Annotated in this window: 14 protein-coding genes; 10 read left to right on the top strand and 4 right to left on the bottom strand. The window is 71.5% G+C overall.

What is annotated here, in order from left to right:
• Window positions 1–10 precede the first annotated feature (10 nt).
• From CP981_RS07000 to CP981_RS06980, 5 genes are all read left to right on the top strand, one after another.
• On the top strand, window positions 11–478 hold the full coding sequence (locus CP981_RS07000) for a guanyl-specific ribonuclease (protein ID WP_085924514.1): 468 nt from the start codon (window positions 11–13) through the stop codon (window positions 476–478).
• Window positions 475–918, top strand: a complete 444-nt coding sequence (locus CP981_RS06995; RefSeq protein WP_085924513.1) for a barstar family protein — start codon at window positions 475–477, stop codon at window positions 916–918. Before CP981_RS07000 ends, CP981_RS06995 begins: the two co-directional genes overlap by 4 nt.
• A gap of 177 nt (window positions 919–1095) precedes the next feature.
• Entirely contained in the window at window positions 1096–2559 is a 1464-nt protein-coding gene (locus tag CP981_RS06990; RefSeq protein ID WP_085924512.1) for a GuaB1 family IMP dehydrogenase-related protein, read from the top strand.
• A gap of 381 nt (window positions 2560–2940) precedes the next feature.
• Window positions 2941–4413 (top strand): amino acid permease, encoded by a 1473-nt coding sequence (locus CP981_RS06985; RefSeq protein ID WP_085924511.1) that lies wholly within the window; start codon window positions 2941–2943, stop codon window positions 4411–4413.
• Between the two features lie 10 nt (window positions 4414–4423).
• Window positions 4424–4879: an Lrp/AsnC family transcriptional regulator gene (locus CP981_RS06980; RefSeq protein ID WP_030076492.1), complete on the top strand. Its 456-nt coding sequence runs from the start codon at window positions 4424–4426 to the stop codon at window positions 4877–4879.
• 24 nt (window positions 4880–4903) lie between these two features.
• Here CP981_RS06980 and CP981_RS06975 read toward each other — a convergent pair whose 3' ends face one another.
• On the bottom strand, window positions 4904–6352 hold the full coding sequence (locus CP981_RS06975) for an MFS transporter (RefSeq protein WP_085924510.1): 1449 nt from the start codon (window positions 6350–6352) through the stop codon (window positions 4904–4906).
• 54 nt (window positions 6353–6406) lie between these two features.
• Here CP981_RS06975 and CP981_RS06970 point away from each other — a divergent pair, with 54 nt between their 5' ends.
• The 3 genes from CP981_RS06970 (at window position 6407) to CP981_RS06960 (ending at window position 10194) form a co-directional block, all read left to right on the top strand.
• Complete coding sequence (locus CP981_RS06970) at window positions 6407–7342, top strand: LysR family transcriptional regulator (RefSeq protein ID WP_085924509.1); 936 nt, start codon at window positions 6407–6409, stop codon at window positions 7340–7342.
• Between the two features lie 238 nt (window positions 7343–7580).
• Window positions 7581–8396, top strand: coding sequence for a carbon-nitrogen hydrolase family protein (locus tag CP981_RS06965; RefSeq protein WP_085924508.1), 816 nt, complete (start codon window positions 7581–7583; stop codon window positions 8394–8396).
• A 97-nt stretch (window positions 8397–8493) separates the two neighbouring features.
• Window positions 8494–10194, top strand: coding sequence for a flavin monoamine oxidase family protein (locus CP981_RS06960; RefSeq protein WP_085924507.1), 1701 nt, complete (start codon window positions 8494–8496; stop codon window positions 10192–10194).
• A 79-nt stretch (window positions 10195–10273) separates the two neighbouring features.
• Here CP981_RS06960 and CP981_RS06955 read toward each other — a convergent pair whose 3' ends face one another.
• Together CP981_RS06955 and CP981_RS06950 are read right to left on the bottom strand one after the other, a co-directional pair.
• Window positions 10274–11032, bottom strand: coding sequence for a GNAT family N-acetyltransferase (locus CP981_RS06955; protein ID WP_085924506.1), 759 nt, complete (start codon window positions 11030–11032; stop codon window positions 10274–10276).
• A 187-nt stretch (window positions 11033–11219) separates the two neighbouring features.
• Window positions 11220–11981: a DUF5995 family protein gene (locus CP981_RS06950; RefSeq protein ID WP_425282112.1), complete on the bottom strand. Its 762-nt coding sequence runs from the start codon at window positions 11979–11981 to the stop codon at window positions 11220–11222.
• A 316-nt stretch (window positions 11982–12297) separates the two neighbouring features.
• Between CP981_RS06950 and CP981_RS06945 the strand changes: the two genes are divergently transcribed.
• Together CP981_RS06945 and CP981_RS06940 are read left to right on the top strand one after the other, a co-directional pair.
• Window positions 12298–13689 carry a uracil-xanthine permease family protein gene (locus CP981_RS06945; protein WP_085924505.1) on the top strand — a complete coding sequence of 464 codons (1392 nt, stop codon included), beginning with the start codon at window positions 12298–12300 and terminating at the stop codon, window positions 13687–13689.
• A 476-nt stretch (window positions 13690–14165) separates the two neighbouring features.
• Window positions 14166–15476 carry an erythromycin esterase family protein gene (locus CP981_RS06940; RefSeq protein ID WP_085924504.1) on the top strand — a complete coding sequence of 437 codons (1311 nt, stop codon included), beginning with the start codon at window positions 14166–14168 and terminating at the stop codon, window positions 15474–15476.
• A gap of 88 nt (window positions 15477–15564) precedes the next feature.
• Here the strand turns inward: CP981_RS06940 and CP981_RS06935 are convergent, their stop codons facing one another.
• Entirely contained in the window at window positions 15565–15975 is a 411-nt protein-coding gene (locus CP981_RS06935; RefSeq protein WP_085924503.1) for a RidA family protein, read from the bottom strand.
• Window positions 15976–16119 lie beyond the last annotated feature (144 nt).

Here is a 16119-nt window from a genome sequence, read left to right as displayed (position 1 = left end):
GCATCGGCGCATGGTGATCCGCTTCTCCCCGCGCCGTGCCGCCGCCGTCCTCGGCGCGCTGCTCGCCGGGCTGCTCCTGGTGCTGACCGGGTGCTCCACGGGCGGTGGCCCCAACGGGAGTTCGCAGGCGGCGCCGCGGTCCACCGCGACGGCCGTCGACGGTACGCTCCGGGCTTCGGGTGTACCGGACCGGTCGCAGGGCATGCCGGTCGTGCCGGTCGGCGAGCTGCCTTCCCAGGCCCGGGACACCCTGCGCCTCATCGACGCCGGCGGTCCCTTCCCGTACGCCCAGGACGGCACGGTCTTCGGCAACCGGGAGCGGCTGCTGCCCCGTCAGCCGCGCGGTCACTACCACGAGTACACCGTTCCCACGCCGGGCGCACCGGACCGCGGCGCCCGCCGGCTGGTCACCGGCCGGAGCCATGAGACGTACTACACCGAAGATCACTACCGGTCCTTCAAGGCGGTGCTCCGATGACGGCTCCCGTACCCCGGCCGCTCGCCGCGGTGCTCGACGGCAGCACGCCCCCGGGGGTGCTGCCCTGGCCCGCGGAGCGCGCGGTGGCGGACGCGCTGGCCGCCGCCCGGGACGCCGGCTGGACCGGTTCGTCCCTGGATCTCGACGGGGTCGCGGACAAGGCCGCCTTCATGGAGCGATGCGCCCGCGCGCTGCGGCTGCCGGAGTGGTTCGGCCGCAACTGGGACGCGCTCGCCGACTGCCTCACCGATCTGTCCTGGTGCCCGGCCGACCGCGGCCGGCTGCTCGTGGTGACGGGCTGGCAGGGGTACGCGGCCGCGGCGCCCGATGAGTGGAGCATCGTCGAGGGAGTGCTGGCGGATGCGGTGGGTTACTGGCGGGACACGGACGCCGGACTGGCCGTGATCATGGCCAGGGGGCGGGCCCGGCAGGGCACGTAGCGGCGGCCACGGCGGCCCGACCAGCGGCGATGCCATGCGGTCCGCCGCCCGCGCGGAACATCCCCGCGCGGCAGGGACGCACCGGGCGCCGCGAGGCCCCTTGGGGGATCGCACACACGCCCGACGAAGCGCTCGGACAATCATATGACCCCTGGTCAGGGCCCGTATCCTGGCCATATGCGATTCCTGAACCCGAAGAACGGCGCGCTCGAAGAGAGTTCTTCGGTGCCCTACGACCTGACCTACGACGATGTGTTCATGGTGCCCGGACGCTCCGCCGTCGGCTCCCGCCAGGGCGTGGACCTGAGCTCGCACGACGGGACCGGGACCACCATCCCGCTCGTGGTCGCCAACATGACGGCGATCGCCGGCCGCCGGATGGCCGAGACCGTGGCCCGCCGCGGTGGCCTGGTCGTCATTCCGCAGGACATCCCGCTCGATGTCGTCACCGACGTCGTGACCTGGGTCAAGCGCCGTCATCTGGTCCTGGACACGCCGATCGTGCTGTCCCCGGTCGCGACCGTGGCCGACGCCCTGGCGCTGCTGCCCAAGCGGGCGCACGGCGCGGGCATCGTCGTCGAGGGCGGCCGCCCGGTCGGCGTCGTCACCGAGCACGACCTGGCCGGGGTGGACCGCTTCACCCAGGTGGCCGAGGTCATGTCCCGGGACCTGCTGGTCCTGGACGCGGACATCGACCCGCGGGACGCCTTCAACCGCCTCGACGCCGCCAACCGCAAGCTCGCGCCCGCGGTCGACGCGGACGGCATGCTGATCGGCATCCTCACCCGTAAGGGCGCGCTCCGCGCCACCCTCTACACGCCCGCCACCGACGCCGACGGGAAGCTGCGGATCGCGGCCGCCGTCGGCATCAACGGTGATGTGGCCGGCCGGGCCAAGGCCCTGCTCGCGGCCGGTGTGGACACCCTCGTCGTGGACACCGCGCACGGTCATCAGGAGTCGATGATCAGCGCGATCAAGGCGGTCCGGGCGCTGGACCCGCAGGTCCCGATCGTGGCGGGCAACATCGTCGCCGCCGAGGGCGTCCGCGATCTGATCGAGGCCGGCGCGGACATCATCAAGGTCGGCGTCGGACCGGGCGCGATGTGCACCACCCGGATGATGACCGGCGTCGGCCGGCCGCAGTTCTCCGCGGTGCTGGAGTGCGCCGCCGAGGCGAAGAAGTTCGGCAAGCACGTCTGGGCCGACGGCGGTATCCGCCACCCCCGCGATGTCGCCATGGCGCTGGCCGCGGGCGCGTCCAACGTCATGATCGGCTCCTGGTTCGCCGGCACCCTCGAATCGCCCGGTGACCTCCAGCACACCGCCGACGGCCGGCCGTACAAGGAGAGCTTCGGGATGGCCTCGGCCCGCGCGGTGCGCAACCGTACGAGCGACGAGTCGGCCTACGACCGGGCCCGCAAGGGGCTCTTCGAGGAGGGCATCTCCACCTCGCGGATGTTCGTCGACCAGGCGCGCCCCGGCGTCGAGGACCTGATCGACTCGATCATCGCGGGCGTCCGCAGCTCCTGCACCTACGCGGGCGCGGCCTCCCTGGCCGAGTTCGCCGAGAAGGCCGTGGTCGGTGTGCAGAGCGCCGCCGGTTACGCCGAGGGGAAGCCGCTGCACGACAGCTGGAACTGACGCGTCACACGGCCGCTCACCGGCCGTGGTCACCGCCGCTCAACGGCCCCGCACCGACTCGGTGCGGGGCCGTTCGGGTAAGTGGAACCCGGGGCCCCGGTCGGTGTCACGTGTGGGAACCCGTACGATCGGAACCTGGCGCGCAACGAACGACCGCCCGCCGCGCCGGTGCGCAACGATCGTGCACTGTTGCGCAAGGAACCTGCATTACGGCAGGTCAGCGGCGGGCCGTAAGGTCAAGCGCTGTACGTGGAGTGGCGGAGACCGCCTGCTCGGCGGTCTCCTGCTGCGGTGTGCTTCGGCATGCCCTTGTGCCGACCGCTGCCGGTCGCCGTCATCCGTACCCGTCATCTGATCGGCAGCGATAAAGGAGCCACCCCAGTGTTGGAGCACGGCGCAGCCCCGCCCGCAGGGGACAGCGACCCCAGGCCCCCCTCGTCAGGGGGCCTGGCCACTCGGCTGATGCGGCGCAAGCCCGTCGAGCGGCTGGTCGCCGAGGGCGGCAAGGGCGAGGGGGGAACGCTCCGCCGCTCGATGGGCATGTGGCAGCTGACCATGATCAGCATTGGCGCCACGCTCGGCACCGGCATCTTCGTGGTCCTCGGCGAGGCCGTCCCGGACGCCGGGCCCGCGGTCATCCTCGCCTTCGTGATCGCCGGGGTCACCGCCCTGTTCTCCGCACTGTCCTACGCGGAGCTGGCCGGCAGCATCCCGGTCTCCGGATCGTCGTACTCCTACGCCTACGCCACCCTCGGTGAGCTGGTCGCCTGGGTCTGCGGCTGGTGTCTGATCCTGGAGTACGGCGTCTCGGTCGCGGCCGTCGCCGTGGGCTGGGGCCAGTATCTGAACGAGCTGCTCAGCGGCATCTTCGGCTTCACCATCCCGGACGCGCTGTCCCAGCCGCCCGGTGACGGCGGTGTCTTCAACCTGCCGGCCCTGCTGGTCGTGCTGCTCGCGATGGTGTTCCTGCTGGGCGGCGCCAAGGAGAGCGCCCGCGCCAACACGATCATGGTCGTCGTCAAGATCGCCGCGCTGCTGCTGTTCTGCGGTGTCGCCGTCCAGGGCGTGCGGTCCGGCAACTACGCGAACTTCATGCCGATGGGCATGACGGGCGTCAGCGCCGCGGGCGCGACCCTGTTCTTCTCGTACATCGGCTTCGACGCCGCCTCCACCGCCGGTGAGGAGGCCAAGGACCCGCAGCGCGACCTGCCGCGCGCGATCATGCTCTCGCTGGTGATCGTCACGGCGCTGTACTGCCTGGTCGCGGCGATCGCCGTGGGCGCGATGCCCTGGCAGAAGTTCGAGGGCTCGGAGGCCGCGCTGGCCGGGATCATGAAGGCGGTCACCGGGCAGAGCTGGTGGGCCGTGCTGCTCGCCTTCGGCGCGGTCATCGCCATCGCCAGCGTCGTGCTGACCGTCCTCTACGGCCAGACCCGCATCCTGTTCGCGATGTCCCGGGACGGCCTGGTGCCCAAGGTGTTCTCGAAGGTGCACCCGAAGAGCGGTGCGCCGCGTGTCAACACCGTCATCGTCTCGCTGTTCTGCGGGGTGCTCGCCGCGGCGGTGCCGCTGGGCGAGCTGGCCGACGCCACCAGCATCGGCACCCTGTTCGCCTTCGCGCTGGTCAATGTCGCGGTGATCGTGCTGCGCCGCACCCGGCCCGACATGCCGCGCAGCTTCCGCACCCCGCTCTCGCCGCTCTTCCCGGCGATCGGCTTTGTGCTGTGCCTTTACATGATGGGCAGCCTCGGCGCCGTGACCTGGGTGGTCTTCGGTGTCTGGATGGCCGTGGGCCTTGTGGTCTACTTCGGATACGGCATGCGCCGCTCCCGATTGGCCACCGCAGAGAAGTGATCCACCCGCAGTGCGACTGAACGATCTCGACGAACGCATCGTCCACGCCCTCGCCGAGGACGCCCGCCGCAGCTATGCCGACATCGGCCAGGAGGTCGGGCTGTCCGCACCGGCCGTCAAACGCCGGGTGGACCGGCTGCGGGCGGACGGCGCGATCACCGGATTCACCGTACGGGTCGATCCGGCCGCGCTCGGCTGGGAGACCGAGGGGTTCATCGAGATCTACTGCCGCCGCAACACCTCGCCCGAGGCGATCCACCGCGGCCTGTCGCGCTACCCGGAAGTGGCGTCCGCCTCCACCGTCACCGGTGAGGCGGACGCCGTCGTCCAGGTCTTCGCCTCCGACATGCGGCACTTCGAACGGGTGCTGGAGCGGATCGCCGGCGAGCCGTTCGTGGAGCGGACCAAGTCCGTGCTGGTGCTCTCCCCGCTGCTGCGGCGCTACAGCTCGGGGGCGCCGGGCTGAGCCGGTGGCCGGCGGGCTTGCCGCTCACGACCCGCCGCGCCCGGCCCGGGCCCCGGCCCGCAGACCCCACACCACGGCACCGCCCACCACCAGCACCACCCCCGCCGCGATCCGGTAGCCCAGCGCCGTGGCGTCGGCGAACGCGGTGACCGCCGTGGCGCCGTGCCCGGTCCCTGCGGCGAAGCGCACGGACAGCACGGTGCCCACGACAGCGATCCCCAGCGCCGCGCCCAACTCGCGCGCCGCGCCCTGGAGTCCCGACCCCATCCCGGAGCGGTGGGCCGGTACGGACGCCACGATCGCATGTGACAGCGTCGGCATCGCCAGCCCCGCACCGGCCGCCATCACCAGCAGAAACGCCAGGTAGCAGAGGTACGGGGTGCGGGCGTCCGCGGTGGCGAGCAGCAGCAGACCGGCCGCGATCAGCGCCAGTCCCGCACCGGCCGTCCTGGCCTCGCCGGCCCGCTGCGTCCAGCGCATGCCGTACTTCGTCACCGCCATCATCCCGAGGGCCAGGGGCGCGATCGCGCACCCCGTCTGGAGGGGCGAGTACGCCTTCACGTACTGGAGGAACTGGGCGTTGACGTAGAAGAGCGCGAACATCCCGAAGAAGGTGACGGCGATACCGAGGCTCCCGGCGAGCAGCCGCGGCAGCCGGAACAGCCGGGGGTCCAGCACCGGGTGCGCGGCCCGCAGCCCGTGCCGGACGAACAGCGCGAACCCCACCAGCGCCAGGGCGAAGGCGCCGGTCACCGCGGCCGAGGTCCAGCCCCGCCCCGGGCCCTCGATGATGCCGAAGAGCAGTGCCGTCGCCCCGAGGACCAGCAGCGCCGAGCCCGGCAGATCGAGCGTCGCGGTCTGCCGGGGGATCCGGGGCGCGGCCGTCGCCACCCAGGCCGGCAGGGCCAGGGCGAGGGGCACATACGCCCAGAACAGCCCCTGCCACGGCAGGAATTGCAGGATCAGCGCGCCGCCCGCATTGCCCGCCAGCCCGCCGATACCGACCGCCGTGCTCCAGGCGGCGACGGCCCCGGCCCGGCGGTCGGGCGGCGCGGTGTGCAGGAGTACGGACATGGTCGCGGGGACCAGGAGCGCGGCGCCCGCGCCCGAGAGGGCCCGGCCCGCCAGCAGCACCGGCAGCGAGGTCGCGGGCGCGCACAGCAGCGCGCCCGCCGCGAACACGCCGAGCCCGGTGAGCAGCACCCCCTTGCGGCCCACCCGGTCGCCGAGCGCCCCGGCCGGGATCAACAGCCCCGCGAAGACCAGCACATAGGTGTCGACGATCCACAACAGCTGGGCGGGGGAGGGGTGCAGAGCGCTTGCGGCGATCTTGGGTATCGCCAGATTCATCGCGGCCACCAGCGACTGCGCCACCAGCACACAGGCGCACATCGCGGCCGTCACCGAGCGCCGCCGGGCGGAGCGGCCGGCGGCCGTGGGAGGGGAGTCCGGAGGAGAAACGGTGGAGGTCATGACCGGGACGCTAAAGTCCCGTTCAGTTGACCTCAAATGCAAGGGGCGCACTCCATGATTGCGCGAAACGCAAACATCGACCTCAATCTGCTGACGGCGCTGGACGCCCTGCTCGAAGAGCAGAGCGTGACCGCGGCCGCCGACCGGCTCGGGCTCTCCGGGCCGGCCATGAGCCGCGCCCTCGGCCGCATCCGCCGCACGATCGGCGACCCCGTCCTGGTGCGCGCCGGCCGCCATATGGTGCCCACCCCGCGCGCCCTGGAAATCAGGGCCGAGGTGCGCCGGCTGGTGGAGGCGGCCCACGGCGTCCTGGCCCCGTCCGCGCCCGCCGACCCGGCTCAGCTGGCCCGGGTGTTCACCATCAACGCCAACGACCTCTTCGTCACCTCCCTCGGGCCGCGCCTGGTCGCCCGCGTCGCCGAGGAAGCGCCGCAGGTCGTACTGCGCTTCCTCGGCGAGAGCCATATCGATGTGCCGCTGCTGCGGGACGGCGCCGCGGACCTGGAGATCGGCGTCATCGACAGCCGTGAGCCGGAGATCCGCAGGGAGGAGCTGTTCGTCGACCGCAGCGTCGCAGTGGTGCGCGAAGGCCACCCGCTGACCACCGGGAAACTCACCGCGCGCCGCTTCGCCGACGCCTCCCACCTCAACTTCTCCCGCCGCGGCCGGCTGACCGGGCCGGTCGACGCGGCGCTCGCCGCCCGCGGACTGCGGCGCAAGGTGATCGCCACCGTCCCGACCTTCGCCGCGTCGCTGATGATGATCCGCGACAGCGACGCGGTGGGCCTGACCAACGAGCGGGCCGGAGTGGCCACGGTCCGCGGTCTGGGCCTGCGCATGCTGCCGATCCCGCTCGAACTGCCGCCGATGACCATGGAAATGGCCTGGCATCCGCGCCAGGAGGCCGACGCGGGACACCGCTGGCTGCGCGGGCTGGTACGGGAAACGGCGCTGGAGAGCCTGCGGGACGCGCCGCCCGACGAGGTCTGAACCCGCCCCGGCGCAGTGGATCGCCGCCGGTCAGTTGATGCTCACCTCCCGGGGGCAGCCGCCGGCCGGCCCCGGTGCCCCGCCCAGGCCGCCCCGGCACCGGCGCAACGAATCACCGCACAGTCCCTTGAACGCGCAATGAATCGTCCATTGGCGCGCAACGGTGGCGCCTTGTCCCGGATCACCGGCGGCCCGTACCGTCAAGGCGTCCGCCCGCACCGTCCCGCCGAGGGGTCCCATGACGTCGCTGCACACCGCCCTGCTCCAGAGTTCGGGCCGGCCTGGCGATGTCGCACACAATCTGCGGGTGATCGAGGACGCGGCCCGCGCGGCGGCGGCCACCGGCGCCGGACTGCTGGCCTGCCCCGAGCTCTTCCTCACCGGCTACGCCATCGGCGGCGACGTCCACCGCCTCGCCGAGACCGCCGACGGCGACAGCGCGCAGGCCATCGGGAAGATCGCCGCCGAGCACGGCATCGCGGTGCTCTACGGCTACCCCGAGCGCGCCGCGCAGGACGAGCCCGACAGCACCGCGGTGTACAACTCGGCGCAGCTCATCGGCCCCACGGGCGAGCGCCTCGCCAATTACCGCAAGACCCACCTCTTCGGCTGCTTCGAGCAGGAATGGTTCACCCCGGGGGAGCGGGCCGTCGTCCAGGCCGAGCTGGCCGGCCTCCGGATCGGTCTGCTGATCTGCTACGACGTGGAATTCCCGGAGAACGTCCGGGCCCATGCGCTGGCCGGCACCGATCTGCTGCTGGTGCCCACCGCGCAGATGCACCCCTTCCAGTTCGTCGCCGAGTCCGTCATCCCGGTCCGCGCCTTCGAGAACCAGATGTATGTCGCGTACGTCAACCGGGTCGGCGCGGAGGGCGAGTTCGAGTTCGTCGGCCTCAGCTGCCTGGCCGGCCCGGACGGGGTGGTCCGCACCCGCGCCGGCCGTGGCGAGGAACTGGTCCGGGCCGATGTCGACCCTGCGTTCCTCAAGGAATCCCGGGCGGACAACCCCTATCTGCACGACCGCCGGCCCGAGCTGTACGGCCCGCTGACGTGACCTGACCCCCGCCTCCCCCCCCGATCCGCCGCAGGCCGGCCCACCCGGCCTGCACTGCCCTGCCTGCTGCGCCCTGTCTGCAAGGAGCTCGTCCCCGATGACGTCCACGGTGCCCACCGCCGCCCACCACGCGGATGCCCAGCCGCCGATCACCATGTTCGGCCCGGACTTCCCGTACGCCTACGACGACTTCCTCGCCCACCCGGCGGGCCTCGGCCAGGTCCCCGCGACCGAGCACGGCAAGGAGGTCGCGGTCATCGGCGGCGGCCTCTCCGGCATCATCACCGCCTACGAGCTGATGAAGATGGGCCTCAAGCCCGTCGTCTACGAGGCGGACCGAATAGGCGGCCGGCTGCGGACCGTCGGCTTCGAGGGCACCCCGGCCGACGCCGCGGGCCTGACCGCCGAGATGGGCGCGATGCGCTTCCCGCCGTCCTCCACGGCGCTCCAGCACTACATCGACCTGGTGGGCCTGGAGACCACGCCGTTCCCCAACCCGCTGGCCGCGGACACCCCGTCGACCGTCGTCGACCTCAAGGGCGAGTCGCACTACGCCCGTACCGTCGAGGACCTCCCCGAGGTCTACCACCAGGTCATGAACGCCTGGAACGCCTGTCTGGAAGAGGGCGCGGACTTCTCCGACATGAACCAGGCGATCCGCGAGCGCGACGTCCCGCGCATCCGCGAGATCTGGTCCCGGCTCGTCGAGAAGCTCGACAACCAGACCTTCTACGGCTACCTCTGCGACTCGACGGCCTTCAAGTCCTTCCGCCACCGGGAGATCTTCGGCCAGGTCGGCTTCGGCACCGGCGGCTGGGACACCGACTTCCCCAACTCCATCCTGGAGATCCTGCGGGTCGTCTACACCGAGGCCGACGACCACCACCGCGGCATCGTCGGCGGCAGCCAGCAGCTGCCGCTGCGCCTGTGGGAGCGCGAGCCGGCGAAGATCGTGCACTGGGCACCGGGCACCTCGCTCTCGTCGCTGCACGACGGTACGCCCCGGCCCGCGGTCACCCGCCTGAACCGCACGGCCGGCAACCGCATCACCGTCACCGACGCCGACGGCGACATCCGCACCTACGAGGCCGCCGTCTTCACCGCGCAGTCCTGGATGCTGCTGAGCAAGATCGCCTGCGATGACTCGCTCTTCCCCATCGACCACTGGACGGCGATGGAGCGCACCCACTACATGGAGTCCAGCAAGCTCTTCGTCCCCGTCGACCGGCCGTTCTGGCTCGACAAGGACGAGGACACCGGCCGGGACGTCATGTCGATGACGCTGACCGACCGGATGACCCGCGGCACCTACCTGCTCGACAACGGCCCGGACGAACCCGCCGTCATCTGCCTCTCCTACACCTGGTGCGACGACAGCCTCAAGTGGCTGCCGCTGGAGGCGAACGAGCGGATGGAGGTCATGCTGAAGTCGCTCTCGGAGATCTATCCGAAGGTCGACATCCGCAAGCACATCATCGGTAACCCGGTCACCGTCTCCTGGGAGAACGAGCCGTACTTCATGGGCGCCTTCAAGGCGAACCTGCCCGGCCACTACCGTTACCAGCGCCGCCTGTTCACGCACTTCATGCAGGACCGCCTCCCCGAGGACAAGCGCGGCCTGTTCCTCGCCGGCGACGACATCTCCTGGACGGCGGGCTGGGCCGAGGGCGCCGTACAGACCGCACTGAACGCGGTGTGGGGCGTCATGCACCACTTCGGCGGCACGACGGACGCCACCAACCCGGGCCCGGGCGATGTCTACGACGAGATCGCCCCGGTGGAACTGCCGGAGGACTAGGGCGACCAGGGCGACGAGGGCGACCAGGGCGTATGGCAGGAGTGGGTCACACCGGGTGATCCACTCCTGCGCCTTCGGCTCACGCCGCGGTGCGGTAGTGATAGCTGCACAGTTCGCGGAAGCCGGCCTGCTCGTACAGCCGGAGTGCCGGGACATGGCCGCGCGCCACCTGGAGATACATGCGGTCGGCCGCCTGGTCACCGGCCCAGCTGGCCAGCGCGGAGAGTACCGTACGGGCCGCGCCTTTCCCACGGGCGGCGGGAAGTGTGGCCATCCCGAACACACCCGCCCAGCCGGTGTCGGCGACCGCGCGGCCCACCGCGACCACCTCGTCCCCGGCCATCGCACAGGCGTAGGCGGACGGCTTCGCCACCCGGGCGAGCAGGTCCCATTCGGGGCGGGGGTCCCCGCCATGGCCGTGCACCGCGTGCCAGACGTCGAACCATGCGGACGTCGGGCGGTACGCCAGCCGCACCCGCAGCGCGCCGGGCGCCGCCGGTGCCGGCACCCCCGCGGTCGGCGCAACCCGCAACGACATCACGCTCTCCCGGCGGTAGCCCCGCTCCGCCAAGGCCGTGTCGAGTCCGTCCGGACACACCCCCGGGCTGATCTGGAACCGTGCGACGGCGTGCCGGCCGGCATAGAACTCCTCCACCCCGCGAATCCGGCGCCCCAATTCGTCGGGCCCGGCCACCCCGTGGGGCAGCACCGTCCCCACCCACCACGAACAGCTGGGGGAATGGCGCAGCCGCCACCCCGCCACCTCCTCGACATAGTCAGCCGGAAGCGCCCGAGCCGCTCTCTCCTGTAGGCCGCGCACCGATTCCGAGCCACTCACTGCCGAGTTCCCCTTCGCCCCGTCCCGCCGTGATCCCCCTCCACGCTAGATCCCGGCCGTCCGCGCCACATCGGGAATGTCGCGTCCGATGTCGATTTGCTGCCGTAGCTGCGGGAGACGGCGAGCGAGCCGCATCGCCGGCCCGTGCGGGGAGCGGGCGGCATGGCGTCGAGGACCGGGGCGCGGATCAGCCGGGCAGCGGAGTCAGCAGCATTCGCCCGACCAGGCCCACCCCGGCATCCAGCCGTTCGGTGAGCTCCTCCGTCACATCCGGCAGTCGGCGGACGCTCCACAGCGCGCGGGCCGCCGCCCAGGCGCCGTCTCTGGCCTTGTCCAGGCTCCAGGACCCGATCAGATGCGTCAGGGGATCGGCGACGTCCAGCACGTCGGGGCCGGGCATCAGCAGTTCACGGATCCGCTCCTCCAGGCTCGTCAGTACGCCGCCGACCCGGTCGAAGTCGTGCTCCAGCGCCGCCGGTTCGCACTCCAGCGCCCGGCAGGTGTCCAGTACGGCCAGCGCCAGATCGTTGCCGATGTGGGCGTTGATTCCGGCCAGGGCGAACTGGAGCGGACGCACTCCCGGGTGGCGGCGGAGCTGGAAGAGCGGCCGCCAGCAGGCCGGTGGCCGCAGCCCGGCGGCCGCGGCCTCCACCGCGTCGAAGTAACGCCGCGCGAAGCGGATGTCCAGCTCGCCGGTGGCCGCCGGATCCTGGAACGTACCGTCCCCGATGCGCCGTGCCACCGCTTCGGTGACGGCGAGATAGACCCCGTTGAAGACGGCCACCCCGTCCTCGGCGGGCAGCCCCGCGGCCAGCGCCCGCATCCGGGCCAGCACCTCCGGCACACCCGTGGTCGACTCGGGCCCCGCGGCGGTCGGGGGGCGGGCGGCGGATCCCCCGGCCGGGCACGTACGGCTGCCGGGGACGCCGAATTCCTGAGTTGTCGTCATCCACTCAGCGTGACAGTGGAATTGCGGATAGTGAGGAATGCTGGTCGTCGATGACCGAAAAGGGGTAATCGACGGCGCGCCCGCTTGTGGCGTGCCCTGCTCCACCGCGCCCCGGAAACCAGCCGGTCAGCCCTTCTCCTGCGGAGCCCGGCGACCTTCCGCACACCGCGGAATCCCCGTGCGGAGGCGGCTGGAATACGCACCCTCTCTCGGCCACCCGAATACGCCTCGGCGTCAGTTTGTCCAGACGCGGTCGTTCGACTATGAATCACCTCGGCTCTGTGACGTGCAGGGCGTCGCAGAGTGGAGAGTGATCATGGCCGGCTTCGGGTGGAAACTGCATGGGGACGGGCGCCATCTGAAGCCCGGCGAGGTGGTCAGGCCCGGAGAGCGCCTGACGTGGGGGCGGACGATCGCGCTCGGCGCCCAGCATGTGGTGTCGATGATCGGGGCGTGTTTCGTCGCCCCCGTGCTGATGGGGCTGGACCCCAGCCTCGCCCTGATGGCGTCGGGCGTCGCCACCGCACTGTTCCTGGTGATGACCCGCGGGCGCATCCCCAGCTACCTGGGCTCCTCGCTCTCCTTCGTGGGCGTCTCCGTCGTGATCGCGGGCCAGGGCGGTGACGCCGGCACCCTGACGGGCGCGATGCTCGTGGTGGGCGCCTGCCTGGCCGGCTGCGGTATCGCCATTCATGTCGTCGGGGCCCGGGTGATCCACGCGGTGCTCCCGCCGACCGTGACCGGCGCGGTCGTGATGCTGATCGGCTTCAACCTCGCCCCCGTCACGGCGTCCACGTACTGGCCGCAGGATCAGTGGACGGCGCTGGCGACGATGATGTTCACCGGACTCGCGCTCGTCGTGCTCCGGGGTTTCTGGTCGCGGATCGCCATTTTCCTGGGCCTGGTCTTCGGCTACGCCCTGTCCTGGATTCTCGACCGCACCGCGGGAAAGATTCACTCCGTCAATGGCGCGGGCAAGCTCACGGACCACTGGCGCATCGATTTCTCCGGCGTCGAAAAGGCCGACTGGATCGGCGTTCCCACGTTTCACGCACCGAACTTCTCGGCTTCCGCGATTCTTGTCGCGCTGCCGGTCCTCGTCGCGCTGATCGCGGAAAACGCCGGCCACATCAAGGCGGTCGGCGCCATGACCGGTGACCCCCTGGACGACAAAATGGGCATGGCCATCGTCGCCGACGGCACGGCAACCGTCCTGTCGACCGCGGTGGGCGGCCCCGCCACCACGACCTACGCCGAGAACATCGGCGTCATGGCGGCCACCAGGGTCTACTCCACCGCGGCCTACTGGGCGGCGGCCGGCTTCGCCCTGCTCTTCGGCCTGTGCCCGAAGTTCGGCGCGGTGGTGGCGGCGATCCCCGGCGGGGTGCTGGGCGGTATCACCGTCATTCTGTACGGCATGATCGGCCTGCTGGGAGCCCAGATCTGGGTACGGAACAAGGTGGACTTCTCGGTCCCCCTGAACCTCATCCCCGCCGCGGCCGGGATCATCATCGCCATCGGCGGCGTCTCGCTGAAGTTCACCGACAACTTCGAACTCAGCGGCATCGCGCTGGGCACGCTCACCGTGCTCACCGGCTACCACTCCCTGCGCTGGCTCTCCAGCGCGGCGTCCCGGCCCCGCACACCCCTCCTCGACGCCGGGACCAGCGAGTACGGGGAGCGTGGCGAGGGCGACGGCGAGGGCTGAGGCGGGCGACGGGGCGGCTGCTGGGACGTCTGAGACGGCTGATGGCTGCGACAACTCACCGGGACTCCTGACCCCCGCAGACCGGGTGCGCCTGAAGCTTCACGGCTCTCGTGGCCCACCACACCGCTGGGCCACGAGCCAAGGGCTGTCCCGTAATCCCTGGCGCAGTCGGACGACGGCATCGCGCGGCCCCTGACGGGCGCACGGATCGCGTGGGGGTGCGCCAGCCGGCACCGGCGGGTGGCACGTCGCCCCGAGCCGTTGGCCGGATACCACCGGACAGGCATGGACGAAGTTGTCGTCACCGTGGCCGGCGTGTATTCCGAGCACGGACACCGGAAACGCCGTGCGAGACCATCGAACCTCCTCGCCGCGTGCCGGAGCCGGACATGAACTGACACACGCTCAAGTGCGGGACTACGGGCGGGCGCCCTGTGACGCTCCCCGGCCCGCCCGCAGGGAGGAGACCCACCACCGTGCCCGACGACATCGCGCGCTGGCTGACCGAGCACGCCCGGCCACTGGGCACGCTGACTCCGGGCGCTCCCCACGACGACCTCGAACCGCTGGGCGACGCCCTGCGGGACGTGCGGATCGTCGGTCTGGGCGAATCCACCCACGGAACCCGCGAATTCCTCCAACTCAGGCACCGCATCGCGGAGTTCCTGGTGCGCGAGGCAGGCTTCACCACCCTCGCCCTGGAAGCCGGCGCATCGGCCACCCGCGCCCTGGACGCCTACGTCCGCCACGGCACCGGGGACCCCGCACGCCTCATCACCCGCCTGGGATTCTGGACTTGGCGCACGGAGGAGATGCTCGCCCTCGTCCAGTGGCTGCGCACGCACAACCGCGACCTGCCCGAGGACCGGCAGGTGCGCCTCGTCGGCATGGACCCCCAGCGCTGCACCGACTCCCTGGAGGCGCTCGCCGCCTACCTGCACCAAGTGGCCCCTGAGCAGGCGGAGAACGTACGCCGACTGGAGCCCCTGGCCCAGGCCCACCCCGCCGCCCACCCCGACCCGCACCAAGCCCTCCTGCACCGCGCCGAAGCCCTCGCCGCTTTCCTGGAAGACCACCACGAGGAATTCGCCCGGCACACCACACCCAAGACCGCCGACGAAGCCCTGGAACACGCCCGCATCCTCACCCGCGCCGCCGACCTGGTGACCCGCTCACCAGGCCCGCCGTCCGGCGACAACAGCGTCTTCGCCGCCCGCGACCGCTATATGGCCGACGCCGTGACCCGGCTCCTCGACGACGACCCCGCCGCACGCGTCATCGTCTGGGCCCACAACGGCCACCTCGCCAAGGGCACCTACGGCGACGGAGTACCCGCACTCGGCAGCCGGCTCCGGGACCGCTACGGCGACGACTACTACGCCCTGGCCCTGCTCTTCGGCAAAGGCACCTTCCTCGCCCGCCGCAGCCATAACCTGCACGCCCCGCCACGCCGCACCCGCATCGGCACCGGAACCCGCTCCCTCGAAGCCCGCCTCGCGGCCACCCTCCCCGGCAACTACTACCTCAACCTGCGCACCAACGCCCCATCGCCCCAAGCCACTCCATGGCTGCACACCCCCCACACCCAACGCAGCTTCGGCGCCGTCGTCCCCCGTTTCACCTACCGCTTCCACGTAGCCCCCCTCACCCCGGCCGACGACTACGACGGCATCGCCTTCGTCGCCCGCTCGAACTGCTCCCGGCTCCTGCCGACGGGGGATGTGAGCGCCGCCGGTCAGGACGGGGCAGATGGGGAGCGCCTCACGGGCCGGTCGCGCCCCGCGTAAGCCCAGGGGCGGGAGTTCTGGCTCCGGACAACGACCGGAGCCAGAACGCGTCCACGGGCCGGCTGCCCTGGCAAGGAGGTCCGTCGGCTCAGGAATCGAGCACGGCGGCGACGGATTCGATCTCTACCAGCTGGTCGTGGTAGCCGAGCACGGTGACTCCCATCAGCGTGCTGGGCACGTCGTGGTCACCGAACGCGTCCCGGACCACCTGCCACGCCGTCACCAGGTCCTCCTGCCGGGTGGAGGCCACGAGAACGCGGGTGCTGATGACGTCGTGCAGTGACGCACCGGCATCCGCCAGCGCGGTCCGCAGGTTCTCCACGGCCTTGGCCGCCTGCCCCGCGACGTCCCCGACCGCCGCAGTGGAGCCGTCCTCGTTCAGCGGACAGGCACCGGCGAGGAAGATCAGCCGCGACTCGGCCGGGGCCGTGGCCGCGTAGGCGTACTCGGCAACATCGGACAGGGACGCGGAGCGAATCAACGTGACGGCGCGTGGCACGGGCATTCCTTTCGCGGGGGATCCGGGACGCCCATGACCCTCTCAGGGATCGACTCTGCGTTCGACGCAATTTCCGGGGCGGGGGCGACTGCTCCGGTGGGAGGTGCGGTCTCGCAGGTGAGACGACGCCGCCTGCGAGACCTG

The organism is Streptomyces platensis, assembly GCF_008704855.1.
GTDB classification, from domain to species: Bacteria; Actinomycetota; Actinomycetes; order Streptomycetales; family Streptomycetaceae; genus Streptomyces; species Streptomyces platensis.
Note: the sequence above shows the minus strand (reverse complement) of the source record. Positions and strands in the feature narration are given on the sequence as shown.